Raw genomic sequence first — 26243 nt, 5'->3', positions numbered from 1 at the left:
AAACAAAAAGCACTTCAGTTGAAGTGCTTTTTGTTTATTCAGATAGATACTGTTCATATCCTTCATCAAAGAAAGTGATTGTGAAGATAGCTCCTTCGTTAGGACTCGAATCTACGCTAATTTTGCCACCATGCTGCTTAATAAGCGAAGAGACAATTGAAAGGCCAAGACCAGATTCACCAGTTCCTTGACGAGCCCTTGACGGATCAGCTTTGAAAAAACGGTCAAAGATATACTTCATTTGTTCATCGCTCATTCCAATTCCGTTATCCATAACCACAATTTCTGTAGCATGGTCTTTCCTTCGGCCACTAATTACTATTTGACCATTTTTGGTAAATTGAATTGCATTTTGAACCAAATTGAAAATTATTTGGGTAAAGCGATCCTTGTCCGCATAAACTGACAAATCGCCAGGTGCAGCAATTCTAATCTCATCATGTTCCTTTTCAGCATTTTGTGAAAGCTGCATTTTCACATCTTCTAATATCTTAGTTGCATTAAATGATGTTTTAACCAACAAAATTTGATTATTGCGAATTTTTTCAAAGTCAAGATTTTCATTGACTAATCTGATTAGCCTTTTAGTTTCTTTTTTCATTAGTGAAATTGATTTAGGCTTAGCGTCTTCAGGAATCGCATCATATTGTAATCCTTCCAAAATTCCGTTAATGGTTGTTAGCGGCGTTCTCATTTCATGAGCAGCGTCAGCCAGGAACTGATCCCGCCGTTTCTCCTGATTCTTGATTTCTTCATCAGACTGTTTCAGCGACCGTACCATTTGGTTAAAGTTATCGGCTAGCTGATCGATTTCATCGTTTCCTTTATAGTTGAGCTGTACATCAAAATTACCTGAAGTAACCTTCTTAGTTGCAATCGAAAGACGCTTAATTTTGCTAGTAGTGTAATATGACAAAGCTAAACTTAAGGCAGCCCCGACAGTTAACGCAACAATAAAAGCATTTACCAAATTTTGCTTCGCCATAGCTATTGGTCTTTCAACGTTTTTTACCCTAGCGCCAAGCCAAATTGCACCAATCATCTTGTGCTCACTCATCCAAGGAACAAGAACACCAGTACATGGATCATTAGTGTGGCCCATATAAGAATGAGAGTCGTTATTATTTTTAATACGAATTTCTTGCCCTTGTTTCAAAATACCATATATATCAGATGCAAGGTGCAAGTCTTTAGCAGTCTTCGGATAAATTTGGCGACCATCTGAATCAAAAATACGGAGATGAAGATCATCACCACGTAAGACAAATTCCATTTGCTTTAGAAAATTTGCATTTAACATTAATGTGCCATTCTTTTTATCCGTCGCTGCCAAAGAGCCTAAAGAAGACGCATAGTCTTCCATTCGCTGATAGTTTTGCGAATATGATTGGTTTGTTACATAAGCAATTTCGGAATAGCCAATAATTGCAACAGTTGTTAAAATAATCAGCAAAAAGCTAAGCATGTGCTGATAAATCAATTTCATAATTTATTAAACCTGTGAATCGTCAAATTTGTAACCAATTCCCCAGACCGTTTGAATGACGTTTGCTCCAACTTTTTCTAGTTTATGTCGTAATTTCTTGATGTGTGCGTCGACTGTTCGTTCTTCGCCAAAAAAATTATAGCCCCAAACATAGTCAATTAATTGGCTCCGTGAAAAAACCTGCTTAGGTTTTTCTGCCATTATAGCCAACAAATCAAATTCCTTTGGGGTAATATCTGGTACTTTTTTGTTATCAAACAAGATTTCACGTCTGTCTTTAGAAATTTTAATATGTTCTGTTTCAACATCAAACTTTTCTTTTACTTTATCAGCTTCGGCTTTAGCTTTAGCTCTACTTTGGCTTTCTTCTATATCAATTCTTCGCTGAAGAGCCTTGATTCTTGCAATTAAAGCTAATGGACTAAATGGCTTTGAAACATAATCATCTGCGCCTACGCCTAGGCCCAAAATCTGCTCTGCTTCACTATTTCTCGCCGTCAGCATAATAATTGGAATAGTTGGCGATTTCTCTCTAATTTCTCTAGCAACCTGGATTCCGTCTTTTTTTGGTAAATTCAAATCCAGTGTAACTAAATTATACTGGTCCGGATTAGCAGAAAATTTTTCAACCGCTTGCTCCCCATCAGTAGCAACCTCCATTGTCCAACCCTCTTTTTTGATGAACATTTCCATCATCTCTGCAACGGACTGGTCATCCTCAACCATTAAGATATTTAATTTCATTTTCGGTCCCTAAATCCCTTAGTTCTCTCATGCTTTACGTCATCAGGATTAACGTAATCATGTGGCAATTCATGGCGATCAATCAAAAACTTCTTTAAGCTTTTCTCTGTTGCCATAATTGGAAATACAAGAAAAAGATAAAATGTGAGTAACCAAATTAGGAAATATCGATCCCAATTCAGCAAATGGACACCGATCCCAATTAGTAACTGTATTCCGCCAAAAAGGATAAAGTAAAGACTAGCCTTTTTTTGAGCAAACTTAAAACTAGTCGAATTAGTCTGAGCAAGGTATGAATAATATCCGTAAAGTGGATGCGGTTTTCGGGGAGGATTAATTAGCCAGATAATTCCCACAACCATAATAACTAATCCACAAGCGATATATATCATACTTTTCCCTCTTTTAATTTTGAAAATTTATTCGTCATTTCCTGGAGCAGAAATAACCATTTTCATTTTACCAGTGAAAGTGAATTTTTTCATCTGATTAGGAATGATCAGATTTGTGCCCTTTTTTAATTGGTATGAATCAGATTCAGTTTCTAGCTGACCAGATCCATCAATTACAGTTACTAGCAGATACGGGTGTTCATTTAAGCCCGTTCTCCACTCACCATTTAAATCAATTTGCCATAGATAAAAATGTGGTGATACAGGTGGAGCAACCAAGGTCGTAATTTGTGCATCTTGATCTTGTTCAATCTTGCCGTTAAGCTTAGGATCAACGTGAGGAACGGTAGTAACATCGATAGATTTCTCAGTATGTAAATCTCTCTTTTGTCCAGTCTTGTCATCGATTCGATCATAGTCATATAAGCGATACGTAACATCACTTGACTGCTGGGTTTCAATTACCATGATTCCCTTAGTTAGGGCATGAATTGTACCTGCCGGAACGTAGAAGAAGTCACCTGCTTTAACTGGAACTTTCCGCAAAAGCTTATCCCATTGGCCTTTGTTAATCATATCAGCCAATTCTGCACGTGTTTTTGCAGTATGACCATAGATTAAATAAGAACCAGGATCAGCTTGTAATACGTACCAACTTTCAGTTTTTCCACGATCATTTTCTACTTTTTCAGCATAATCATCATCTGGATGAACTTGGACAGACAAATCATCATTAGCATCAAGAAATTTCACTAATAGTGGAAATTCCTTACTTTTCGGATTACCAAAAAGCTCAGGGTTTTCTTGATAAATCGAACGCAAGCTCTTACCTTTTAATTCGCCGTTTGTTGCCGTTGAGGCATCGTCCTTATAACCTGAAATAACCCATGCTTCTCCGACTTTTCCATCAGGAATATCGTAGTTAAAGATTGTTTCTAGCTTACGGCCACCCCATATTTTTGATCTAAAATACGGAGTTAAAAAGATCGGTTCCATTCCCTATCACCTCATATATAAGTTTAAACTTTTACACATTAAAATTAAAACAAATTTTCAAATATGAAAACAAGTTGTTGTTACAATAATAATATTTTTTTATAAATCGTTAATTCAAAAATACAGCCCAATTTTAAAAAATAAAAAAGAAATCCCATGGCAACAAGCTAGATAATTGATAAGTAATATTTTGCAGTCACTTTATATTGTTTTTCTTTATATGTTTTTATTAAACAAATTTGTGTGCTATTTGAAATAACCAGTATAAAAACCTATCATACTATAATTTTAAAGCAATCCATAAGTAATTTTTACTAGATGTGGTTAATTACTAATCATGGATTGCATCACCTATATGTTATAAAGTAAGTCTTGTTTTTTCAATAACAAATTAACATTTGTTTATAAAAAGTTGCAGACTATAGTTCTTTTAGATTGTTTAAGCCACTTACAAAATTGAGCAAAACGGAACCGATCAAGCAAATAACAGCTACAATAAAAATCAAATGTACTTCACAATTAACTAAGACTCCACTTACTAAAGACATGATTGGTCCTATTATTCTAGTTAAAGATGTAGAAACTGCTGTAATTGTTCCTTTATATTGAATTGGCGTTTTTGCTTGAATAATCGTAAAGAAATTTGCTTGAGACCATACACTGCCAAACGAAACAAGTGCGTAACCACTAGTTACCATTATAAAAGACTTGGTATTGAGCATAATTGAAAAGCCTAATGCAATTAACAGACCGATCATAACTAGTTGAAATCCTATTTTGAACTTTTTATTTAAATGTAAATAAGCAAAATTTCCAATGATGCTTGCAACCGCTGAGACCGTAAAGAAAATACTGACCATATTTACGCTTAAGTTCATAGCTTGCTTTAAAACAAAAGTTAACATTGGTATAACTGCTTGAAAACCGATATTAGCAACTAAAAAGCTGATTATTAACCACTTTATTGTATGTTGTGAGAACAGGAATTTTATACCATCTTTTGTACCTTTTTTGAAAGAGCTCTGAGCAGTTGCATTTTTCTCTTCATGCAGTGGTTGGTAGTTTCTGATTACTAAAGCAAGGTAGCCGAAGCTAAGTGAATCAAGTAAGAATCCACCCATATAGTTAAGCAAATTAATAATAATTGCAGAAATCCCTGGACCAAACGTTTTTTGAATAGATGAAATTAATCCAACTTTACCTGAAACGCTTGATAATTCTTCTGTATCGACAGATTCGGCAATAAATATCTGATAACCTGTCCATGAGATCAGATCAAAGCTGCCAAGCAAAAAGACAATAAGAAGTATTAAATAAATTGAGATCTTATTGGCAGTCAAAATTGGAACACAAAGTATTAGCAACATTTGCATCACTAGTGAAATAAGCATAATTCTTTTTCTTGGATAAATATCGTAAATGGGTCCTATAATCAAGCCGAACAAGGCAGTAGGGAGATATTCAACTGCTGTTAGTAGTCCCATGATAATTGAAGAATGTGTTTTAGACAGCATTAGCAATGGGATTGCAAAAATGTAAAATTGATCACCCATTCCTGAAATTGCATATCCCAATAAAAGCTTGGATTCTTCTTTAAGTTTTTTCATCCCTACAATGCTCTTTCTAGCTAAAAATTAAAGTAAATAAAAAGCTCTTAACCATAAAAATAGCTAAAAGCTTTGATTTAAATACAAATATCCTATTATTTTCCTTTTTGAAAAATAGTCACACGTTTAACACTTTAAAAGTAAAATTACTTATTTTATAGGTACTTAGCTATTAATGATGTCTTTAGATTTTTTCTACTATTTTAACTATAGCACTAATTAGACCGTTACTATTAACTGCATTAATGAAAAAAACCCGCCAGATTGTTCTGACAGGTTTTTTGAGGAATAATTCACAACTAGTTTCTTTATTACTTTATTATATTAGTTTTTACTTTTTAAATCTTCCAATCGTGATTCTTCTATTTCATTCCTTAATTCAGTTTCATACTCTTCTCTTTGCACTTTATCCCAGCCGTAGTAATCAGCCATATGGTTGACAACACCAGTTTTAACTTCATTCAACGTGTCACTCTTGAATAAAATGTGGTAAGTGCGACGTAAAAGATAATCGACAGGTGTCAGTGTCATTTCTTCAGCTAACGAATAGTCAAGTGTGGCAGTTTCGCCCAGACTTAGCCCATCTGCTGGTTTAATTGTACGAGCATAATCAAATATTTGTTCAGCTTCAGAACCAAATAAATTGGCAATTTCTGTCGCATCTGCTTTTGACAGACCAGCTTCTTCGCCCTCTTTAGCAATACGGGCAAGTTCTTCTTCAGCATTGTCAGAGTCAAAGTCGCCACCTGCAACTTTAATTTCGGCTGAATCTTGTAAGGTAAAGTTCTTTGAAAACTTATCGTGTAGTTTTTCCAGAATCTTATCCATTGCTCCATTTGCCATAATACGGTAATCGGTCAACTTACCACCAGCTAAAGTGATTAATCCATCTTCTGCTTCAGTTAATGAACTACCACGTGACACAGCTGATGGTGCCGAAGTACTATCAGAAACACTGGCACCTGTTGCGGCATCAGCTGCTTCGTTTCCTTCAACTTCTACTTCAATTAATGGACGAACACCAGCCCAACTAGCTTCTACATCATCTATAGTTAAATGAGCAGAAGGATATTTCTTATTTATAATACCTAATAAGTAGTCAACATCGCCTTGCTCAACTGTTGGATGAGCATAGTCACCTCTAAAGTCGGTGTCTGTAGTCCCAAAGTAGGTCTTGCCTTCCCGAGGAATAGTAAAAATCATACGACCGTCATCAGTACCCGAACCGAAATAAGTTGGTTGTGGTACTGTCAGACGTGATTGGTCAACAACAAGGTGCACACCTTTAGTAGGACGTAAACGTGGTTTCTTGTAAACTTCTTTATCTGATTGTCTTACCAAATCAGACCATGGTCCAGAAGTATTAATAATTACGTCCGCATGAATTTCAAAATCTTCACCAGTTAAATTGTCATGAACACGCACGCCGTTTGCTTGCTTTTGGTCATCATGCAAAATTTCAACACATTTTAGTCGACTAACAGCCAAACAACCTAATTCGTGTGCCTTTTTAACGTTTTCTAGTACCAGACGTGAATCATTATTTTGATAATCTAAATAAACTCCTGCTCCTAGAAGATTTTTACTATTTAACTGTGGCTCACGTTTTAAGGTTTCTTCCTTATTCATCGTATAATTAGCGTATTTGGTCAAAGGAGAATCTCCTTCAATGCCAGCTAGATGATCATAAAGATCCATTGCAACCTTGACAGAAAACATAGTAAAGGCCGCACCAGGTTCATCATAAATAGGTAAAATCATTGGATCTGGCTGAGTCATATGTGGAGCGATATGTTGAATAACTGCACGTTCCTTAACTGTGTCAGAAACTACCTGAACGTCAAAAGTTTTAAGATAGCGAATACCCCCATGAACTAATCTAGTCGAGCGTGATGAGGTACCACTACCAAAGTCTTGCATATCAATCAAGCCAGTTTTCATTTTAGCTGCACTAGCTTGCAAAGCCACACCTGCTCCTGTAATACCACCACCGATTACTAGCAAATCTAGTTTCTCGTTTTTTAAACGTTCAATTTCTTCTTCTCTTGTTTTAATTGAAAATGCCATGATTTATTCTCTTTCTTTGTAAAAAACACTACTTACTTCTTTAGGTATGGTTTGTATGAGAAGCTTTGAGCTGCCTTAACCGCTGATTTCCAGCCCTCGTAAAGGTGTTCTCTTTCATCATCACTCATTTGGGGTTCAAAGGTCTTACCTACTTTTTGAATTTTCTTAATTTCATCAAAACCACTCCAGAAGTTGATTGCTAAACCTGCCAGAAAAGCTGCGCCAAGTGCTGTGGTTTCAAGGTTAGCTTCACGCTCTATCTCGGTTCCTAAAATATCTGCTTGGAATTGCATCAAATAGTCATTGTTTGCTGCTCCACCGTCAACCTTCAACTTGGGAATATCAATCTTTGTATCTTCATGCATCGTATCAATTACATCGCGACTTTCATACGCTAATGACTGCAAAGTGGCTTTAGTAAAATCATTCTTGGTAGTACCGCGAGTTAAGCCAAAGACAGCCCCGCGCACATTAGAATCCCAGTATGGAGCACCTAATCCAGTAAATGCTGGAACAACGAAAACTTCGTTATTATCCTTTGAGTTTTGAGCTGCCTCTTCTGATTGAGAAGCGTCATCAATAATTTCCATTTGATCACGTAGCCATTGAATTGCAGAACCTGCTACATAAATACTACCTTCTAAAGCGTAATTTACTTTGCCATTTATTCCGTAAGCTACAGTAGTTAACAAGTTATTAGAAGAAAACTTTGGCTTTTCACCAGTGTTCATAACTGTGAAAGCACCGGTACCATAAGTATTTTTAACCATGCCTGGTTCAAAAGCTAGTTGGCCAAACAAAGCTGCTTGCTGGTCACCGGCCATTCCAGCTATTGGCACTTCACTACCATAAAAATGGTATTCCGCTGTAGTACCATAGACTTCAGAATTAGACCGAATTTCAGGTAGTAATTGTCTTGGAATGTTCAATAGCTTAAGAATTTCATCGTCCCAATCAAGTTGGGTAATGTTAAAGAGCATTGTCCGGCTGGCATTCGTATAATCTGTCACATGCACTTTACCACCTGTTAATTTCCAAACCAGCCAGGTGTCAATGGTGCCAAATAATAATTCGCCCTTTTCAGCCCGCTCTTGAGCGCCAGGAACATGATCAAGAATCCAGCGTATTTTAGTTGCTGAAAAGTAAGCATCAGGTATTAAGCCAGTTTTTTCATGAATCATGTCTGAATAGCCATCGGCAATTAACTTGTCAGCTATATCTGAAGTTTGCCGTGATTGCCAAACTATTGCATGATAAATCGGTAATCCGGTTTTTTTATCCCAAATTACTGTCGTTTCACGCTGATTGGTAATACCAATACCAGCAATTTGATTAGGTTTGATTCCCGAGTTAATAAACGAATTGGCAATTGTAGATAAGACAGAATTCCAAATTTCATTGGCATCATGTTCTACCCAGCCAGGTTTAGGGAAATATTGATTAAATTCTTTGCGTGAGTCAATTACTTTTTTACCATCGTGGTCAAAGATAATTGATCGAGTACTTGTAGTACCTTCGTCAATCGCTAAAATATATTTTTCAGCCATTTATACTTTTTCTCCTTTTTAGTCACAAAACTGATTTAGTAATGGTAACCGTTTTTACAGATTTAATTTTACCCTCGCTTTTTAGAAAGCGCTAACATATAATGATAATAACTTATTAGGTAAAGTTATAAGCAAAAGGATAAAACGTGATGAAATACAGTTTATTAGCATATAAGTACTTTATTGATGTAGTTGAAACTCAAGGATTTACTCCTGCTGCAAAAAGAAATTTTGTCTCTCAAACAGCAATCAGCAATGCGATTAAAAATTTAGAAGATGAGTTAGGTGTCCAACTAATTGACCGCTCAACTTCACATTTTAAGGTAACCGTGGCAGGAAAAAATCTATACAACTGTGCAGTACCTGTTTTAAAAAATTACTACGAATTCAATGAAAAAATCAGTCAATTAAATAATTCATTTCAGACTTTGAGAATACACTACTTACATGGCTTTGATTATTGGACTGTTAAATTAGCTGAATCTTTGACCAAAAATAACCCTAGTCTAAAAGTACAACTGGATACTGAAAATTTTTCAACAAGTATACCTAAGCTTGATGCTGGCGACTATGACGTACTGATTGGCTTTTCTACTGCTGTCAGTAAAATTAAAAATATCCATGTTAGAAAAGTTGGTACCGCCAGTTTTGGCATTTTATTGAATCAAAATTCTTTCGATTCAAAGGGGAAGCTTAAGAAAAACGTACTAAAAAGGCACCCCCTTTTTTTACAAAGATGGGGTGCTACTGATAATAATGATGTACAAACCAAAATCAAAAATACTCTGGAAAAAATGCATATTAGTTATGAAGAAACTGATTATTTAGATAGTTTTGACTCTGCATTATCAAATGTTGTGTTAAATCATGGTATGGCAATCTATCCAGAGGAACTATCACTACCCAAGATTTATGATAGCCGTGTTACTTTTTTACCTGAGCTACCGAAATTAAAATATGATGTTGTTGCAATATATAAGAACCCAGCAATCTCTAATATATTAGAGCGTTCTTTATCAAAAGACTAAGTGATGTACTTTTTCCAAAATTTTATGATCAATCCTAGACAAAATTTAACAAGTCGGCGACCATTTGGCGACCAATAATAATAAAAAAGCCTATAACCACGAAGGTTATAGGCTTTTATTTAGGGAGATGAGGGGAATTTATAATTGAAATCATCAATAAATATCAAATATAAACCTTGATATAATAGCATTTTAAAAACGACTAATAATAGTTGTTTATAAAAGTTAGTCCATGTGGTTCTCTACGTCACTATTGTTTTCTAATTCATTTCTTTTTTCGGCAATAATCTTTTCCAAGTTGTCTAAATCTTCAAGAGTCGCAAATTTATTAACGAATCTTTTAGCTTGAGACCTAGCCGCAAGATAATTCATTCGCTCTTTATTTTTTTGATTCCATTTTTTATTTGCTTCTTTTTTTGCTTCAGTTAGCTTAGCCATTTTGTCACGCTCCAAATTATCGCAATGATTGCTACTACAATTATAACTGTTTTAAGGATGGTTCTAGGTCTTAAATCTATTTTTGTCTTGATTGTCCAATTACCTTTTTGCTTTTTTAAATTATATACTTTGCTCACTGCTTTTGCTCCTTCCTAATTTTTCCTGAAATTTTCTTTTTTCTTGTCTACAATAAAGAATATAAATAATTTATTGTTAGATAAAAAGGAGAACAACATGATAAATACAAAAGCCTTTACTAAAATTTCTTCGGGACTTTTAATTGGCTTAGGACTTATAACTATACAGCAAAGCTCAAGCCCTGTTTTGGCTGCCTCTTCACCTAGAGTTCAGTTAAGACAGAATTCCTATGTATATTCTTCAAAGGGTAGTAGAAAAAGTAAAGTTTCATTAAAACGAGGAACATATCTTAAAACTTATGGAAAAAAATCAATAAAAGGAAAAGTATATTACAACATTGGTAATGGACGATATGTAAAGAAAATTAATACAGTCATTCCCCCTAAGGAAGACAAGGACCCAGTTTTATTTACGGTTTATTTGAAATATGACGCTGAGTTTTATACAAAGCCTAACGGTAAAAATTCGCTTTATACACTGCTTGGAAAACAACCTGTCTATGAAACATATACAGATGATAAAGGCAATACATGGTATCGAATTAAGTACCAAAATTGGGTAAAGGCAAGTGACACACAAAAGTCAAAACCAAAAGAAGATAAAGATATTCCAACTTCTGATAATTGGGATGATCCAAATGATAATACTAGTATCGAAGAAGTGAAAGATGAATTAAGCAGCATTCCTACTGGAACTGCTTTTGATAGGTCGACTATTGTAGAAACTGCAAAATGCTTTGAAAAATTGGTTAATGACTGGCGCGCTTCTCAGGGAGTGGACACTAAGATGTCATATACAGATAAACATTTTGACTATGATGTTTCTCGTTCAATACATGATGCTCAACATTTTGATGCATATCATGATTCAGACAGGCATCAAGGCTCTTCCAATTTTTATGGAGAACTTGAGGCCTTGGTTAAAGAAGGAACACCTCAACAAATGGCTCAAGAAGCATTCAATAATTTTGTTTTTTATGATGGAAGTGCCAACTTTGCTCATAGAGATCACCTAAAACGTAGATCATGTACCTCATTCGGACTTGGGCTAGCTTCCACTCACAAAAACGGTTTCTACGAAAACGGGGTCAGCTTTGTCGTTGTAACTAACAACTAAAAGTCAAATCCCCACTGTTTTTATAACCAAGATAATAAAAAGTTAATTGAACAAACAGAATCCGACCTTAATCCTCGATATAATAGTCGATATATGATTATTACGGCCATTTATACTGGTATGAGAATTGGTGAAATCATGGCTCTTAAATGGTCGGACATCAATTTTAAGTCTAAGACTATCGATATTACAAAAAGCTATTCCTACGCTTCTCAAAAAATTAAAGAACCTAAAACTCCGTCATCTATAAGAACCATTAGGGTCAATCAAAAACTACTGAACGTATTACAACAACTAAAAAAATACAATCATGAATATGTTTTTGGAACTTCATTTGAAACTGTTCCAACCCCATCGGCATGTAATAAAGTATTAAAAAAGCTTCTAAAGCAATGCAATATAAATATTCCTGGATTCCACTTTCACAGTCTGCGTCATACTCATACTTCTATATTGCTATACAAAGGCGTCGACCTATACGCGATAAGTCAGCGACTAGGTCACTCTAACATGTCAATTACCGCAAAAGTTTATGCTCATATGATTGACGAATTAAAAGCTAGGTCTGATAACCGTATTGAAGAAATACTAGATACCTTATAAATAAAAAAATGGACTAAACAATACTCAAGATAAGTACCGTTTAGTCCATTTTTAGTCCACCCATGTATCAAAATGCTGTAATATCAGCATTTATAGCATAGATTCTATGGAGATGAGGGGAATTGAACCCCTGTCCAAACGCATTCCGTCACTGACATCTACAATCATAGTTATATTACTTGAATTTCACTAATCCAAAACGCCATATAACAGGGCTAGAATGGACTAGCTAACCTGAAATGACTCTTTTTAACTATTCAGATGAGGTAGTTAAACGTAACTCACTAAGTTGATACTTTTTACCAGACGTGAGTAATCCGATAAAAAGCAACACATGCGCTTAAATTAAGCAGCTAATGCGTAAGAATTTTCTTTATTTGCAGTTATAAAACTGTTGACGTTGTTAACGCAGACGTGATCTACGGATCGCAGTCAATGCGAATCTACGCCTGTCGAATCCCAAAACATCCCCAAATAGGATAGAAATAGTATAGCATAAATTACACTAACTTACATCCGGTAGCTTCTGAGTTATAACGGAAAACTTTACAAAACAAATTTATTAAATGCCTGTTCAATTCCATTTTCATCATTTGAAGCAGTTACATAATCTGCATGTTCCTTTGCTGCAGCAGAACCGTTTTCCATTACTACTGAAGTTCCAGCTACTTTAAACATTGGAATATCATTACGTTCATCCCCGATAGCCATTACTTCAGCAGTTTCGAATCCTAGTTCTTTTTTCAAAAATTCTAGTGCTACTCCCTTGTTAACATCTGGATGCATTATTTCTAAAAAGTTAGCTGCTGCTCGCACCACGTAATTTTCTTTTCCAAATGTTTTTACAACATCAGCTTCAACTTGATCAAGCTTATCTTTTTCATCACCAAAAACAGCCTTAATTACTTGATCACCTTCAGGTAATTCATCAGGCTTTCTGATTAAGACACCTGCACTGTTTTCCCACGCCTGAACAACAGTAATTCGATTAACATTTAAATTACTTGTAATGATTGCACTATTTTCATCAACAATATTGTAATCCACGCCATGTTCTTTCGAATATTGGTCAATCTTTTCATAAGTTGCTTGATCAATTCCAGATTTTTGTAAAGTCTTACCTGTCACCGTCTCAATAACAGCACCATTAAAAGTAACAACATATTGATTATCCTGAACTATTCCTAGCTCATTCAAAAAGTGCTTCACACCAGCTAATGGTCGTCCAGAGCATAGCACAACCTTAATATCACGCTTTACTGCTTTTTTAATTACTTCAATAGTAGATTGAAGTAAACTTCCCTGACTATTTAATAATGTGTCATCAACATCAATTGCAACTAATTTAATCATTTATTTTTCCTTTACTATTTTGTTCAAGTTTTAAGTTATTTACCGTTGAATCCGACCATGCTTTTGTGAATTATATTGATAGTCAAAATCAATCTAATAATGCGAATCATATAACCAAACTGGTTTGGCTAGACTTTCCAGTTTCTCAGTTTGAAATCCGGAAAAGACATGTGCATACAATAAATTATTCATATTGCCCAAAATGTCATAATTAATTCTCTATGGCTGATAGACTTGTAAAATTGAATTGCCTAATAGTGCTATAACAGTCAAAAAAGCTATTCTCTCTTCTAAATCGTTTAATGACGACACATTTCTTTTAGGCAATAACACATATTTTTCCCTATGTTACAGCATTATTTCCAAATACTATAATATCAAAAATAAACAAAAAAAGTCGCTAAGTTTTTCTTAGCGGCTTCTTTATTTAATTACAGATTTTATCGTTAACTCAAGTGAGCTAGACGAACAACATCACGTTCAATCATCAATTCTTCATCAGTTGGAATAATCATTGCCTTGATTGCTGAATCAGGCTTAGAAATGAACTTCTCACCATTAGATTTATTAGCTTCATAATCTGGCTTTAGTCCCATAAATTCAAATGACTTCATGATTTCTTCACGAACTCCTGCATCATGCTCACCGATTCCAGCAGTGAAAATAATTGCATCAACACCCTTTAATTCAACAATGTATGAACCGATATATTGTCTTATATGGTTGACAAAAATCTTACGTGCTAATGCAGCTTTTTCATCTGAATTATTTTCCAAGTCACGCATATCAGAAGAAATGCCGGAAATACCTAATAAACCAGATTGATCATTCAAAATATCAATCATTTGATTAATATCAAGGTTTTCCTTATTCATAATATATTGCAAAACGGATGGATCAACATCACCAGAGCGAGTACCCATAGTAACACCAGCAAGTGGTGTGAAGCCCATTGATGTATCATATGATTTGCCATTCTTTACTGCAGTAACAGATGCACCAGAACCTAAGTGACATACGATTAATTTCAAATCTTTGGCATCACGATCAAGCATTTCTGCTGCTCTACCAGTAATGTAACGCACAGAAGTACCATGTGCACCATACTTACGCACACCATATTTTTCATAATATTTATAAGGGATTGAATACATGTAGTGCTCTGGATCCAATGTTTGATGGAATGAAGTATCAAAAACCCCTACTTCAGGAACATCAGGTAGTAACTTCATAAAAGCTTCAATACCCTTTCCCTCAGCCGGATTATGTAATGGGGCATATTCTTTTAAATCGTAAACTTTTTGCAGTTTTTCCTGATCAATAATAGCTGAATCAGTAAAATCTTCACCACCGGCAACAATACGGTGACCTACTCCAGCAATTTCACTCAAGTCTTCAACAACTTTATATTCTTTTAAAGCCTTTAATAACAAATTGACAGCTGTTTCTTGATCGGGAATTGCAACCTTTTCTTCGTGCTTTTCACCGTTGGCTAACTTAATTTCAAAAGATGAGCCATCAATACCAACTCGATCAGCAATCCCCTCTGCCAATACTTTTTCTTCAGGTATAGCAAATAGCTTATACTTAAATGAAGAACTTCCTGAGTTTATTGCTAAAACTTTTTTCATAAATGAGATTCCTCCATACACTTTAATTTGACTTTTTTCACAAGTTAATGAATATTTTTAGTATACCACTCATTCAGTTTAACATTAAGCTTGATTAGGTCCTCTTCTTTTTTAAGTGTATCCAACTTTGTGAGAAAAACCTCACTACTTTTAGCATTTTTACCATGATTTTGGAAAACTAAAACGGACTTTTGATTAAATTTATTTTGGAACGCATTATCTGGTAGCTCAATTATTGCTCTTAAATAAACTTTTTCTGATAACCATGGCATAAAGTCACTTCCAGTTTTTCCAGACAAAATGTCCTTAGGAACAACAAGGAAAGCATAACCACCCTGCGCCAAATTCTTAATTATCTGTTCAATAAACAAAAGATGAGCAAATGAATGACCTTTTTCAGCCTTGGTTGCAAAATTTTCTGCATTTTCATCAATTGGATAATAACCAATTGGTAGATCACTCACAACAACGTCTGGCTCAGAACAAAACCATGGTGTTAACGCATCTTGGTTGAATAGCTCTATTTCAAGACCATTTAAATGCGCGTTAATATCGGCAAAGTTCAACATATCTTCATCGTTATCAATGCCAAATAAGTTAAAATCTGCTTTTGAATGATTCGCATTTTTGAGCTGATTCACCACCGAGAATAATAAATTGCCTGAACCAATTGCAGGATCAATTATAGTTAGTCCTTGATCCGGTAATAATTTCTGCATAAACATCGCAATAATAGTTGATATCACTGGCGGTGTTGGCATCTGATTAGGATCTAAATCGTCCTCATTAATAGCCTTAAGTGTTAAAAAAGTAAATATTTGCACTTTTGCCTTTTGTGAAAGATCTTCATAATGCAGCTGTTGGTATTTTTCACTTAGTTGGGCCACTGTTTCTTTATCAGGTGCACCTAATTCAACCTTTATCTGCTCATTTTCCAAATTATCAAAAGTCTCTGTTAGTGCTTCACTAAATGATACGTTTAGAGCATTCTGTAATACCTCAACGCAGTCTATAAATTTATTAAATAAGTTTTCAATTTTATCCACTTTGATACCCCGTTTCTTCTAAACATTTTAATAGAAATCAGGTAACAAGCGCAAGTAAATCAATACCGACATAAATATTCGATTAATAGCGTATTGTTTTGCATACTGCTACAATAGGTTTCTTGATAAAACTGTAAAAAAAGCAAACAGGTAGTCAAAACTAAAACGCTACTTAATAAAGCACTAGCCTTTAATTTCATCATTTTTTCTCTTTTCATTTTTTGTTGTTTTAGGTTTTGCATCCAATTTGAAATATATTTCAGATGATCGCCCATCTTTTTCGACGACATTAATTTTTATTTGCTGGTCTTTACTAATAAATGAGGCTTTTTTAACGTTTAACAGTAGTGGCATATGCCCTCCTTCAGGCGTCCTCATTCTAATCATGTCTTTATATGAAGCTAAAATATAAACCTGCGTTTTACCGCTTTGATTGACTTTTTTGATAGCAGCTTGACGACTATTTGTTCCAGCTGGAAAAAGATAAACGGTTTTAGCATCTTCTTTCAAAAAATGATCAAATTGAACATAAGCAAATACTATGTCATCGGTTCGATGATGTGCTTTATCAGCCGTTGCCATACTCTTTAACATATTCTGTAAAGTTACAACTGCTAGCAAGGTTACAAAAACAGCAAATACAGCATCAGCCAATAAGAAGCCATTACTTTTTAACCTTGTACATTTGTTTTTTAGTTGCATCATAAATTTTTGAATCACCTATCATTTGATAAACATGATCATGGACAATAATTTGCTTAATTTCATTTTCCTTCATTACTCGAATAGCATAAGTACGATCAACTTTTTGCTCATTTTCTCGTTCGAATGATCTACTTTCGCCTACAATCAATGAAATACTGACAATTCCTAAAAATGTAATAAAGAGTGCGACACAACTTTCAGCCATTAAAAACCCACCTATTTTATGCTGCATTGTCAATCACTCGTCCCCACATCATTTGCAGCCTGATTGTTCTTTTTTCTTGACGATTTGCAATCACAATTGTTCTCGGTGACATTAAGCCGCTTGACGAAATCCATAAATCTGACAATTTATAAATCTTTATTTGTGGTGCAACTTTAACAACTTTTCTATGGCCTGCTCTGGTAACCGTCAACATATTCGAATTAGGATAATACCTGATGTAGCTTGCAACATGTTTAATGGTAGAAATTCTAGCAGCCTGCTCGATTGTACTTTTAACTTCTTTGGTAGTATTATTTAACACCATTTTTTCACTATAACCGTCAAGACAAACTGTACCCAGCATAATTACTCCAATTGAAATTGCTAAAGTAATTACCATTTCAATAGCTGTAAAGCCACATTGGCTTGCTTTAGTTTGCATTCTTTTGAACAACACCGTTAGTTACCGTATAATCTTGTGTCTTATCGAATTGCTTTTTAGTTAAATAGCCGTCGTCAAACATATTTTTAAAGGAAATTTCCTTACCGTCGCGCTCTTTGTCTTCTTGATATAAATCTGCCTGAGTTTGGAGAGTCGTTTTAAATGCATCATCAGCTTTGTCATTTGCACTTTGCTTTTGTTTAGTCAAATTAGGTGCAATGATTAGTAACAACATAACGATAATAGCAACGACTACTACCATCTCAATCAAAGTAAATCCTTGTGCTTTTCTATTTTTGGCTAATAAACCCAATAGATATTTTTTTATTGCTTTTTTCATTTTTATATCCTCCTAAATACTTTGCATCATTGCGTACATTGGTAGTAATAACTTTAAGTACATCCCGATAATGCATAATCCAATTAAGATAAAGCAAAACGGTTGAACATTAACAATTAACTTTTCAATTTTGTTGGACAAATTAGTAAACAGTGTCTTCCCTAAAAGCAAACAACGCTTGCTTAAATCACTCTTTTTCGCACCTGTTTGAACTAGCAATAACAGTTCATTTGGTAAAAAAGACTCTTTCTTGATAATTTTCTCCAGGCTTTTACCATCCCTAAGCTGGTTACCAACTTTTGCACCAATCACTTGTTGTAGTGACCCTGTTTCTTGTTTAGCAGCATACTCACACATCTTTTGTAGTGAAAACCCACTTGCAAGCAATAAACCAGCATCATAAACAAGTAAGTAATTAACATATAATTTAATAGTCGAACCAATGATTGGATAGTGTCCTAACTTAACTAGAGAACGATAGTCCTGTTTCTTCAATAAGGTGGTAACTTTAACTAAAAAATAGATAAAAAGTAGACCCATAACAAGTAAAACAAATAGCATAATGTCTCCAGTATGCTCTCCAGTATTTGCAAACTGACTAGAAACGAAAGTTTGCATGAATACGAGCAACAAAACCATCATTACAGCTAAAACAAGTGGGTAGGACATTTCGGCTTTTAATTTCTTTATTTGTTCATTTTTCAATCTACTCAATGACGCAAGTTGGCCAAGGCATTCAACTAAGTTGCCTTGATTCATTGCTAAGTCGATCTGGGTAACAACAGTTTTTGAAAAGCCTAGTCGTTCCATTTCTTTGCTCAATTTTGTTCCAGATTGAAGGCGTTTGTTTAACTTTCCAAGAATCTTTTTCTGCTTTGGCCAAACAATTGGCATTAATTCCAAACTTGTACCAAGAGAAAAACCGTTAAGTAAACTATTTTGTAAGTAATCCAAAAAGAGAAATCGTTCTTTACTATTTAGCTTACCCCTGCTTGAATTGCTCAAATATTGCCGCACTAATTCTCTCCTCCTGCTTTAACTTCAATAGATTATCTTGCCAGTCAACATAATCACCACGTTGAGATTTCAAGACACTTTTGTGTAAAAAATTCCCACTTGCAATGTCCATTAGACAAGAAAAACCATCTTTTGTTGGCAATAAACGTTGATAACAAACGGCAGTAAGACAGTTTACCAATTCACTTTTAGTAATGCTCAAACTTTCTAGTCTTGAAATTGTTTGCAGTGTGCTTTTTGCGTGAACCGTTGCAAAAACTAAGTGACCACTTAAGGCCGCATCAATTGCCAAACGTGCAGTTACTGCATTTCTGATTTCGCCAATAATTAGAATATCTGGACGATGTCGTAAAGCTGCTTCAAGTAATATCGGATATGTAATGGCTGCCTCTAAATTAACTTGTGTCTGTAAAAAACTAGCTTCATGGATTTCCACCGGATCCTCAATTGTCATCACCATCCTGTCTTGACCAACATACTTAGCAAGTTTGTACATGGTGGTCGTTTTTCCCGAGCCCGTTGGACCACTAGTAATAACAAGACCACGTTTTTGCGCTAAGCTTTTCAGTAATTCAAGTTGCTGGTTAAAGAAATACTTTCCTTCACTTACACGGTAAATAATTCTGATAACTAGTGACTCGCAGTCAGTATAATCACCAAGACTGGATAAGCGCAGATAATATACTTGCTTTTTGTACTCAAAATCAAATGCCCCAACTTGTGGTCGTCGGTGTTCAGCAATATCCATTTGAGCCGCAAACTTTAAATAATTAATCAACTCCTTTCCTTCGTTAATCGAAAAATTCGCTTGATTTGCAATTCCATTAATTGTTCGAAAATTAACCACTAATTTTCCTTTTTGGGTTAAAAAGAACAAGTCACTGGCATGACAGTCAATTGCTTCTTGAATTAATGAACTAACCGCTTCTTTAATTCGCATAAATACCTCCTTTTTGCCGCCAATAATAATTACGCAAAAAGCTGGAATTTTTTTGTTAAAACTAAATATTATTTTGAATAAACAAAAAAGCAGCACTTTAAGTACTGCTTTTTATTCTTCTATTCAGTTTTTATAGTAGACAGAATGACAAGATTAGCATAATGACTACACCACCAAGCATTGGCACAGAAGTCCGCTTGATAATTTGAGCTGTATCCAAGTGAGTTGCCTCGGAAACGATTAGGACAACTGCCGCAACAGGCGAAACTGCTCTTAACAAATTAGCCGCTAATTGAATTGGAACAGAAAGTTGCTGCGGAGCAATTCCGGCAGATTTTGCTAACGGTACAATCAATGGAATTAATGCAAAAATCAATGCAATACCACTACCACTCAAGATAACAATTACAGCAGTAAAGATTACCATAATTATTGGCAAGAGGATTCCGGCACTTTTAATATCTGTCATTGAATTTTGTAGCATTGTCATGATACCAACTGCGTTTAATCCTTGGACATAAGTTTGAGCAGCAACTAAAAGTACGACAATACTCATTGCATTGCCCATCCCTTTAATGAACACATTGCTGTCCTGCAAAACTTGTTTAGCATCTTTGGTATTAATTAGTTCAACTATAATGGCAATAATCCAACTGATAAGCGTCACTTCCTGCACACTCATGGTTGTAGTTACGCCTCTAACAAGATTATAGATGAAGTCAACTATCAAGATGATAATTGGTGCTAAAGGCAAGAGGCCGTATACAAAACGAACGAATTTTCCACCTTTAACCTTAAGTTTCTGGGTACTCTCTTCTTTTAACCCATATTTCTTTAATTCTTCTTCATAGCTAATTTCCTGTCCATCTTTCTTATCTTCATGTTTTTGCCAGAAATATTGAATTACAGCAATTAAAAGTAAGGTCGGAATTGAAATTAAAGCGTGATAGCCAAAAACATATTGTGTAGTTGACAAATGTAGGGCTGAAGCCAATGCTACATTATCTGAACCTAATGGTGTTGGAATGATTGTAGCTGAAGTAGCAATCAAAGCAGCAGAAGTTAATCTACTCATTCCTGTTGCTCTTAAAACAGGATACAATGTTGCTAATAAAATAATTGCTAAGTTTGAAGCACTTGGAACTACAAGAGAAAGGATGTTTGACATTAAGAAAACAATCGGAACTAATAGGTAAACCGATTTAATTCCCTTCATTGAGGAAGTCAAAGCACTCACTGTCACATCGTTTGCGCCAATGTGACTCATGTAAGCACTATACCCAGCTAAAAGCAGAATTACAAATCCTGCTTGTGACAGCGTCGAAGTAAATTGATCTATTATAACCTGTATAGGTTTTAAAAATGGATTCGACACTGGTGCTAAAACGGTTATCTTATTCCCCATTAGAACTGCACAATACAAAAGTACAAGTCCTAAAGCAAATAGCACAATTTTAATATCCATTTTCTTGGATAACATGTATACCAAGATGACTACTGACAACAAAGTTAATACGATTGCGATTAACTGATTCATTAAAAATTCCCTTCTAATCTAACAAGCTTTTTTGATTGCTTCGATGAACCAAGCAATAAATTCATCAACATTAACCGACTTACCAATTAAGGCATTTGCTGGTTTATTCAATTTATTATTGAAGTCCATTAAAGAAGCACCGTTTGTAGGACCTTGATCGGTTATGATATCCACATAGGCCTCTTCAAAATCAAACATAGTTGGATTTAGTAAAATTCCTGCTGCAAGCGCATCGTAAATTTTCAATCCAGTATTGAAACTACCGCCACGGTAGCGTTTAAACAGGCTATAGAACATATCACCAACGCTGCCAAGTGACTTGATTTGCTCACTTATTTCTGGCTTAACAAGTGCTTGGAAGCCAAGTTCCAATGGTGCAACGCGAATTTTTAGTCCACTTTCGAAAACAATTTTTGCTGCTTCCGGATCACCAGCAATATTAAATTCGGAATAGATACCGTAATTTCCGCGACCAATGCAGCCACCCATCAGTACTAATTCTTCAATATTAGCTAAATCTTCAGGATATAACCGAATGTAGAGTGCAAAATCTGTTAATGGTGCGATTCCCACCAAAGTAACTTTTTCACTTGAACTAGCCACTACCTCGTGAATAGCTTCGGGTGCTGTTGTATCTTTTAATAGTAAATCTAGATCAGGCTCAGGAAAGTCATAGCCATCCATGCCACTTTTACCGTGAACACTAGCCGCATCTACTGGTGCCTTAATTAAAGCGCGTTTACAGCCCTCTACAACAGGAACTTTTTTACCTAAAAATTTTTCAAGCTTTAACACATTGTTTAGTGTCTGTTCAATTCCCACATTACCAGCAGCTGCCGCAATCAGCTTCACATCTACTTGCGGATCAAATAATAGAATTGAGATTGCAACTGCATCATCAATTCCAGGATCCGTACTTAAAATAACGGGTTTTGTCATCTTAATTCTCCTACTCATTAAAATGTCTTGTATTAAGAATCTAATTAATTCCAGTAAAACAGTATACTACTTGTGTACCTAATATTCCCAATAAATTTGTGATTTATTACTCAAATTTATAAATATCTTTTACCATCTTTTTTAAATAGCGTCATGATTTCTAGTACTATCATGGTAAGAAACTAGTTGCTTTTTGTGAAACAGTCAACTATATTTAAATTAAATCCGATGCTTTTAGTTTGATCTTTGCACAAATAGTTATTACATAGTTAAAAAAGCAAAAATAGCTAGTTATGGCAAATAAAAAACCTTCCAGAATAAATCTGGAAGGTTTTGTCTTTTATTAATTAGTCTTCCTCAGCTGCAGTGTAAACGTTTTGAACATCGTCATCGTCTTCAAGTGCATCAACTAAGTTATCAAATTGTTCTTTCTTATCTTCAGGAACAGGTGTTGTGTTTTCTGGAATCATTGTTAATTCCGCATTTGCCAATTTGTAGCCTGCTTTTTCTAAGGCATCACGAACTTGAGCAAATTGTTTTGGATCAGTGTAGATTTCAAACGCATCATCACTGGTTTGTAAATCATCACCGCCAGCATCCATTACGTCAAGAAGCATCTGATCTTCATCTGCATCAGTAGTAGTACGATCAATTACGATGTAACCTTTACGGTTAAACATGTAAGCAACTGAACCACTAGCACCAAGAGAACCACCGTTACGAGTGAATGCAACACGAACTGCAGAAGCTGTCCGATTCTTGTTATCAGTCAAAGCTTCGACAAATACTGCTACACCACCTGGTGCATAACCTTCATATGTAATTTCATCGTAGTGCTCATCTGAATTACCTTCAGCCTTCTTAAGCGCACGATCAATATTGGTTTTAGGCATATTATTGGCACGTGCCTTATCCATCACCATACGTAGGTTAGGATTCCCAGAGGGATCAGGACCACCATTCTTTGCAGCCATATATATTTCACGAGATAACTTTTGGAAAATTTTACCTCTCTTTGCGTCTTGCGCATTCTTGCGGCCTTGAATATTGTGCCATTTTGAATGTCCTGACATAAGAATCCTTCTTTCTCTTCTTAAAATATTAACGATATAATCTTAACGCACGGTTTAAGAAAATTCAATACTATCAAGTCAAGCGGAGTAATTTTCTTCCAGTCTAATATAATTACTTACCATAATAATGCAGACGAATTTATTAATTATTCCCTAGTCTTTTTCATTTTTAATGCGTAAAATGTAAATAATTGTTTAAAAAAGGAGAGAACTTTTGTGGAGGAACTAGATTCTAATAAAAAATATATCTCGTGGCCTGTTTTAACCCTAATGGCTTTCTGCACGGTTATTGGCCTCGATGATATTATGTACAATTTCCAAAATCAGGGAATGCCAGTTGTTACCTCGTGGATCATAATGTGTCTTTTTTATGTTATTCCATATTCATTAATGGTCGGGCAACTAGGCTCAGTCTTTAATCAGGAAGGTGGTGGACTTTCCTCTTGGGTACGTGGAACCAACGGGGAATTCCTTGGTTACTTTACTGCATGGACATATTGGGCTGCATCTATCCCTTATGCCGTCGATTCAGCCAATGAGATTATTGTCGATATTGGTTGGGCATTAACTGGTTCAGAAAAGTTTCAGAGTCAAATATCTAACACCAAATTTGCTCTCATGACTTTTGCCATGTTTATTATTTTCATCATCATTGAACACTATTTCTCTCGTTCAATGGAAATCCTGTCGACTATCGGCGGTGGCTTGATGTTAATCATGACACTAATGTTTGTTTTCTTAGCTTTCTTAGGTTTAGCTAAATCAGGTGGCCACATGGCAACTCATCCATTTACTTGGAAGACACTTATTCCTAAGTTTGACATGCATTATTGGACTACTATTGCCATGTTAATTTACGCTTTAAATGGCTGCGAGTTAGTAGCACCATACGTTACTAAAATGAAAAAACCGAAGGCTGATTTTCCTAAAGCAATGGTTGCTTTAGCAATCATGACCATTTTCTTAACTGTTTTTGGTTCATTCGCACTTGGCATTTACTTTGATGGGTACCATATTCCAAAAGATTTAAAGATGAACGGTGCCTACTACGCATTCGATATGGTCGGTCACCAATATGGTATGGGCAAAACATTACTTTACATTTGGGCTTGGACATCAGTCTTTTACAACGCTGCGCTTCTAGCTGTTTTACTAGATGCAATGACAAGAATGTTAATTTCCGATACTGGTGACAAATACATGCCACACTTTTTGCAGAAAAAAGATAAAAATGGATTACCAATTAATGGTTACGTTCTAACGGTAGGTCTTTCAGCTTTCATCATGCTTTTAGGAATTTTCTTGCCTGATATGAATGATATTTTCAACTGGCTCTTAAACCTTAACGGTATTATTTCACCTGGTGTTACCTGCTGGATTTTCTTCTCATTCATGCAAATCAGAAAGAATTCACAGAAATTCAAGTCCGATTATGTCTTTATAAAAAACGACAAGCTTGGCTATCTGGCTGGACTGTTTTTATTGATTGTTACTGCAGTGGCAACAGTACTCGGCATTGCGCCACAAGACATTAAGCAGTTCAGTGGCTATTGGTGGTATGAACTAATTATTAACATTGTCGCAATTGTAGTATTGATTGGTTTGGGTGCAATTCTACCAAGTATCAGGAAACGTGAAGAAGAATACGGAATTGCTTTCAATCGTGGTCAATGGACAACTATGGGTGTTCTAGTAATTGGTTCAATTATTTTTGATTTGTACTTAGGTGAAAGGAATCACTTGTTTAATGGCGCCACACTTAGTCTTGGACAGGCTAAACTGGGCATGAACATTGTATTAATTCTGATTGAAACAGTGTTTGCAATTCTGATTTGCTGGTTAGTTGGCAGAAAAAAGCCTACTTCAGCTAAAAAATAGTTGTCAAAATTTAAAAACAGATTCATCGTTAAATGAATCTGTTTTTTTGCTAAATGAAGAAAAAACTAACCTATCTAATATATAATAATATAGAGGATTTTAGACGAAGGAGAACACTGATGACACCAATTCCATTTAAAGCAGTTGCCGTAGATATGGACGGCACTTTTGAAGATGATAATAAGCAATTTGATCATCACCGGTTTGAACAAGTTTTAACCAAATTACGTGAGCAAAAAGTTCATTTCATTGTTTCTAGTGGGCGCCCTCTTTCGCGTTTGCAACAAGACTTTTTTGATTTTCTAGATAGAATCGACATTATAGCTGATAATGGCTCAATTCTTACCAAGGATAATCAGGTCATCGCTAGACATGTTTTTACTTATAAAACTGGCATCAAGCTAATTAATTTTATTCAGACTAATTACCCCCAAATAGAAATTGTTGCAAGTGGTTTGGAGAATGCATACTTAAATAAACGTGCATCTAACAATTTTAAAAAATCAATGCACTTTTTCTATCCCAACGTCAATGAAATTGCAAACTTACTTAAACTTCCAACTAGTGACAGCATAACCAAACTAACTCTTAACTGCTCTTCTGAACTAGCTAATGAGATTGAAAAGAAATTCAACGCAGATAATACTGAACGAATTCACTGCACAACAAGCGGTTTTGATAATATCGACATCATGCCAGTCAACGTTAACAAGGGACAGGGAATCAAATTCTTTTTACGCTACTTTGGAGTTGAGCCTGAAGAGCTGATTGCTTTTGGCGATGGAATGAATGATAAAGAAATGATCGAACTTGCTGGCTATAGCTATGCAATGGAAAATGGTGATGAACGCTTAAAGAAAATTGCCAAGTATGAAGCCCCTAGCAACAATGAAATGGGTGTTTTGCAAGTGTTAGAAGAGTATTTAGGCTAAAATCAAGTTAAACTAAAAACAAAAAAACAGATTTAATAAGGAA

Annotated in this window: 25 protein-coding genes and 1 other RNA gene; 5 read left to right on the top strand and 21 right to left on the bottom strand. The window is 35.2% G+C overall.

What is annotated here, in order from left to right:
• Positions 1-34: 34 nt before the first annotated feature.
• From F5ESL0263_RS03240 to glpK, 7 genes are all read right to left on the bottom strand, one after another.
• Positions 35-1486: a HAMP domain-containing sensor histidine kinase gene (locus F5ESL0263_RS03240; protein ID WP_122034827.1), complete on the bottom strand. Its 1452-nt coding sequence runs from the start codon at positions 1484-1486 to the stop codon at positions 35-37.
• Positions 1487-1492: 6 nt separating this feature from the next.
• The gene (locus tag F5ESL0263_RS03235; protein ID WP_046306599.1) at positions 1493-2230 is read right to left on the bottom strand and encodes a response regulator transcription factor; all 738 of its coding nucleotides are present in this window, start codon (positions 2228-2230) and stop codon (positions 1493-1495) included.
• Positions 2227-2622, bottom strand: coding sequence for an SdpI family protein (locus F5ESL0263_RS03230; RefSeq protein WP_122034825.1), 396 nt, complete (start codon positions 2620-2622; stop codon positions 2227-2229). Before F5ESL0263_RS03230 ends, F5ESL0263_RS03235 begins: the two co-directional genes overlap by 4 nt.
• A 27-nt stretch (positions 2623-2649) precedes the next feature.
• Complete coding sequence (gene manA, locus F5ESL0263_RS03225) at positions 2650-3618, bottom strand: mannose-6-phosphate isomerase, class I (RefSeq protein WP_046306596.1); 969 nt, start codon at positions 3616-3618, stop codon at positions 2650-2652.
• 419 nt (positions 3619-4037) lie between these two features.
• A complete protein-coding gene (locus F5ESL0263_RS03220; RefSeq protein ID WP_122034823.1) occupies positions 4038-5225 on the bottom strand; it encodes an MFS transporter in 1188 nt (395 codons plus the stop codon).
• Positions 5226-5549: 324 nt separating this feature from the next.
• Entirely contained in the window at positions 5550-7292 is a 1743-nt protein-coding gene (locus F5ESL0263_RS03215) for an FAD-dependent oxidoreductase (RefSeq protein WP_122034821.1), read from the bottom strand.
• Positions 7293-7324: 32 nt separating this feature from the next.
• Positions 7325-8839, bottom strand: coding sequence for a glycerol kinase GlpK (glpK, locus tag F5ESL0263_RS03210; RefSeq protein ID WP_122034819.1), 1515 nt, complete (start codon positions 8837-8839; stop codon positions 7325-7327).
• 149 nt (positions 8840-8988) lie between these two features.
• Between glpK and F5ESL0263_RS03205 the strand changes: the two genes are divergently transcribed.
• Positions 8989-9867: a LysR family transcriptional regulator gene (locus F5ESL0263_RS03205; RefSeq protein WP_122034817.1), complete on the top strand. Its 879-nt coding sequence runs from the start codon at positions 8989-8991 to the stop codon at positions 9865-9867.
• Positions 9868-10092: 225 nt separating this feature from the next.
• On the opposite strand, the gene F5ESL0263_RS03200 is transcribed toward F5ESL0263_RS03205, so the two are convergent.
• Positions 10093-10305 carry a hypothetical protein gene (locus F5ESL0263_RS03200; RefSeq protein ID WP_122034815.1) on the bottom strand — a complete coding sequence of 71 codons (213 nt, stop codon included), beginning with the start codon at positions 10303-10305 and terminating at the stop codon, positions 10093-10095.
• 234 nt (positions 10306-10539) lie between these two features.
• Here F5ESL0263_RS03200 and F5ESL0263_RS03195 point away from each other — a divergent pair, with 234 nt between their 5' ends.
• Together F5ESL0263_RS03195 and F5ESL0263_RS03190 are read left to right on the top strand one after the other, a co-directional pair.
• Complete coding sequence (locus F5ESL0263_RS03195) at positions 10540-11559, top strand: SLAP domain-containing protein (protein WP_122034813.1); 1020 nt, start codon at positions 10540-10542, stop codon at positions 11557-11559.
• A gap of 45 nt (positions 11560-11604) precedes the next feature.
• Positions 11605-12162: a site-specific integrase gene (locus tag F5ESL0263_RS03190; RefSeq protein ID WP_122034811.1), complete on the top strand. Its 558-nt coding sequence runs from the start codon at positions 11605-11607 to the stop codon at positions 12160-12162.
• Positions 12163-12266: 104 nt separating this feature from the next.
• Here the strand turns inward: F5ESL0263_RS03190 and ssrA are convergent.
• From ssrA to F5ESL0263_RS03120, 13 genes are all read right to left on the bottom strand, one after another.
• Positions 12267-12634: a transfer-messenger RNA gene (ssrA, locus tag F5ESL0263_RS03185) on the bottom strand.
• Between the two features lie 74 nt (positions 12635-12708).
• Positions 12709-13515: a Cof-type HAD-IIB family hydrolase gene (locus F5ESL0263_RS03180; protein ID WP_122034810.1), complete on the bottom strand. Its 807-nt coding sequence runs from the start codon at positions 13513-13515 to the stop codon at positions 12709-12711.
• A 446-nt stretch (positions 13516-13961) separates the two neighbouring features.
• A complete protein-coding gene (locus F5ESL0263_RS03170; protein ID WP_122034808.1) occupies positions 13962-15146 on the bottom strand; it encodes an acetate/propionate family kinase in 1185 nt (394 codons plus the stop codon).
• 44 nt (positions 15147-15190) lie between these two features.
• A complete protein-coding gene (locus F5ESL0263_RS03165) occupies positions 15191-16192 on the bottom strand; it encodes a class I SAM-dependent methyltransferase (RefSeq protein WP_122034806.1) in 1002 nt (333 codons plus the stop codon).
• A gap of 183 nt (positions 16193-16375) precedes the next feature.
• Entirely contained in the window at positions 16376-16897 is a 522-nt protein-coding gene (locus F5ESL0263_RS03160; protein ID WP_122034805.1) for a ComGF family competence protein, read from the bottom strand.
• Positions 16857-17102, bottom strand: a complete 246-nt coding sequence (locus tag F5ESL0263_RS03155) for a hypothetical protein (RefSeq protein WP_122034803.1) — start codon at positions 17100-17102, stop codon at positions 16857-16859. The genes F5ESL0263_RS03160 and F5ESL0263_RS03155 overlap by 41 nt, the downstream gene beginning before the upstream one ends.
• Before the next feature lie 16 nt (positions 17103-17118).
• A complete protein-coding gene (locus tag F5ESL0263_RS03150; protein WP_122034801.1) occupies positions 17119-17544 on the bottom strand; it encodes a Tfp pilus assembly protein FimT/FimU in 426 nt (141 codons plus the stop codon).
• Positions 17534-17884 (bottom strand): competence type IV pilus major pilin ComGC, encoded by a 351-nt coding sequence (gene comGC, locus F5ESL0263_RS03145; protein WP_122034799.1) that lies wholly within the window; start codon positions 17882-17884, stop codon positions 17534-17536. Before comGC ends, F5ESL0263_RS03150 begins: the two co-directional genes overlap by 11 nt.
• A gap of 12 nt (positions 17885-17896) precedes the next feature.
• On the bottom strand, positions 17897-18901 hold the full coding sequence (locus F5ESL0263_RS03140; RefSeq protein ID WP_122034798.1) for a type II secretion system F family protein: 1005 nt from the start codon (positions 18899-18901) through the stop codon (positions 17897-17899).
• A complete protein-coding gene (gene comGA / locus F5ESL0263_RS03135; RefSeq protein ID WP_122034796.1) occupies positions 18867-19841 on the bottom strand; it encodes a competence type IV pilus ATPase ComGA in 975 nt (324 codons plus the stop codon). The genes F5ESL0263_RS03140 and comGA overlap by 35 nt, the downstream gene beginning before the upstream one ends.
• Positions 19842-19971: 130 nt before the next feature.
• A complete protein-coding gene (gene dcuC, locus F5ESL0263_RS03130; protein ID WP_122034794.1) occupies positions 19972-21378 on the bottom strand; it encodes a C4-dicarboxylate transporter DcuC in 1407 nt (468 codons plus the stop codon).
• An 18-nt stretch (positions 21379-21396) separates the two neighbouring features.
• Entirely contained in the window at positions 21397-22317 is a 921-nt protein-coding gene (locus F5ESL0263_RS03125; RefSeq protein WP_122034792.1) for a nucleoside hydrolase, read from the bottom strand.
• Between the two features lie 347 nt (positions 22318-22664).
• On the bottom strand, positions 22665-23390 hold the full coding sequence (locus tag F5ESL0263_RS03120; RefSeq protein WP_122034791.1) for a YebC/PmpR family DNA-binding transcriptional regulator: 726 nt from the start codon (positions 23388-23390) through the stop codon (positions 22665-22667).
• 270 nt (positions 23391-23660) lie between these two features.
• Between F5ESL0263_RS03120 and F5ESL0263_RS03115 the strand changes: the two genes are divergently transcribed.
• Together F5ESL0263_RS03115 and F5ESL0263_RS03110 are read left to right on the top strand one after the other, a co-directional pair.
• Complete coding sequence (locus tag F5ESL0263_RS03115) at positions 23661-25268, top strand: APC family permease (protein WP_232352304.1); 1608 nt, start codon at positions 23661-23663, stop codon at positions 25266-25268.
• 119 nt (positions 25269-25387) lie between these two features.
• A complete protein-coding gene (locus F5ESL0263_RS03110; protein ID WP_122034789.1) occupies positions 25388-26200 on the top strand; it encodes a Cof-type HAD-IIB family hydrolase in 813 nt (270 codons plus the stop codon).
• The last annotated feature ends 43 nt before the right edge of the window (positions 26201-26243 follow it).

The organism is Lactobacillus sp. ESL0263 (assembly GCF_003692845.1).
Taxonomy (GTDB): Bacteria; Bacillota; Bacilli; order Lactobacillales; family Lactobacillaceae; genus Lactobacillus; species Lactobacillus apis.
The sequence above is the reverse complement of the archived record's forward strand: the minus strand, read 5'-3'. Positions and strand labels throughout refer to the sequence as shown.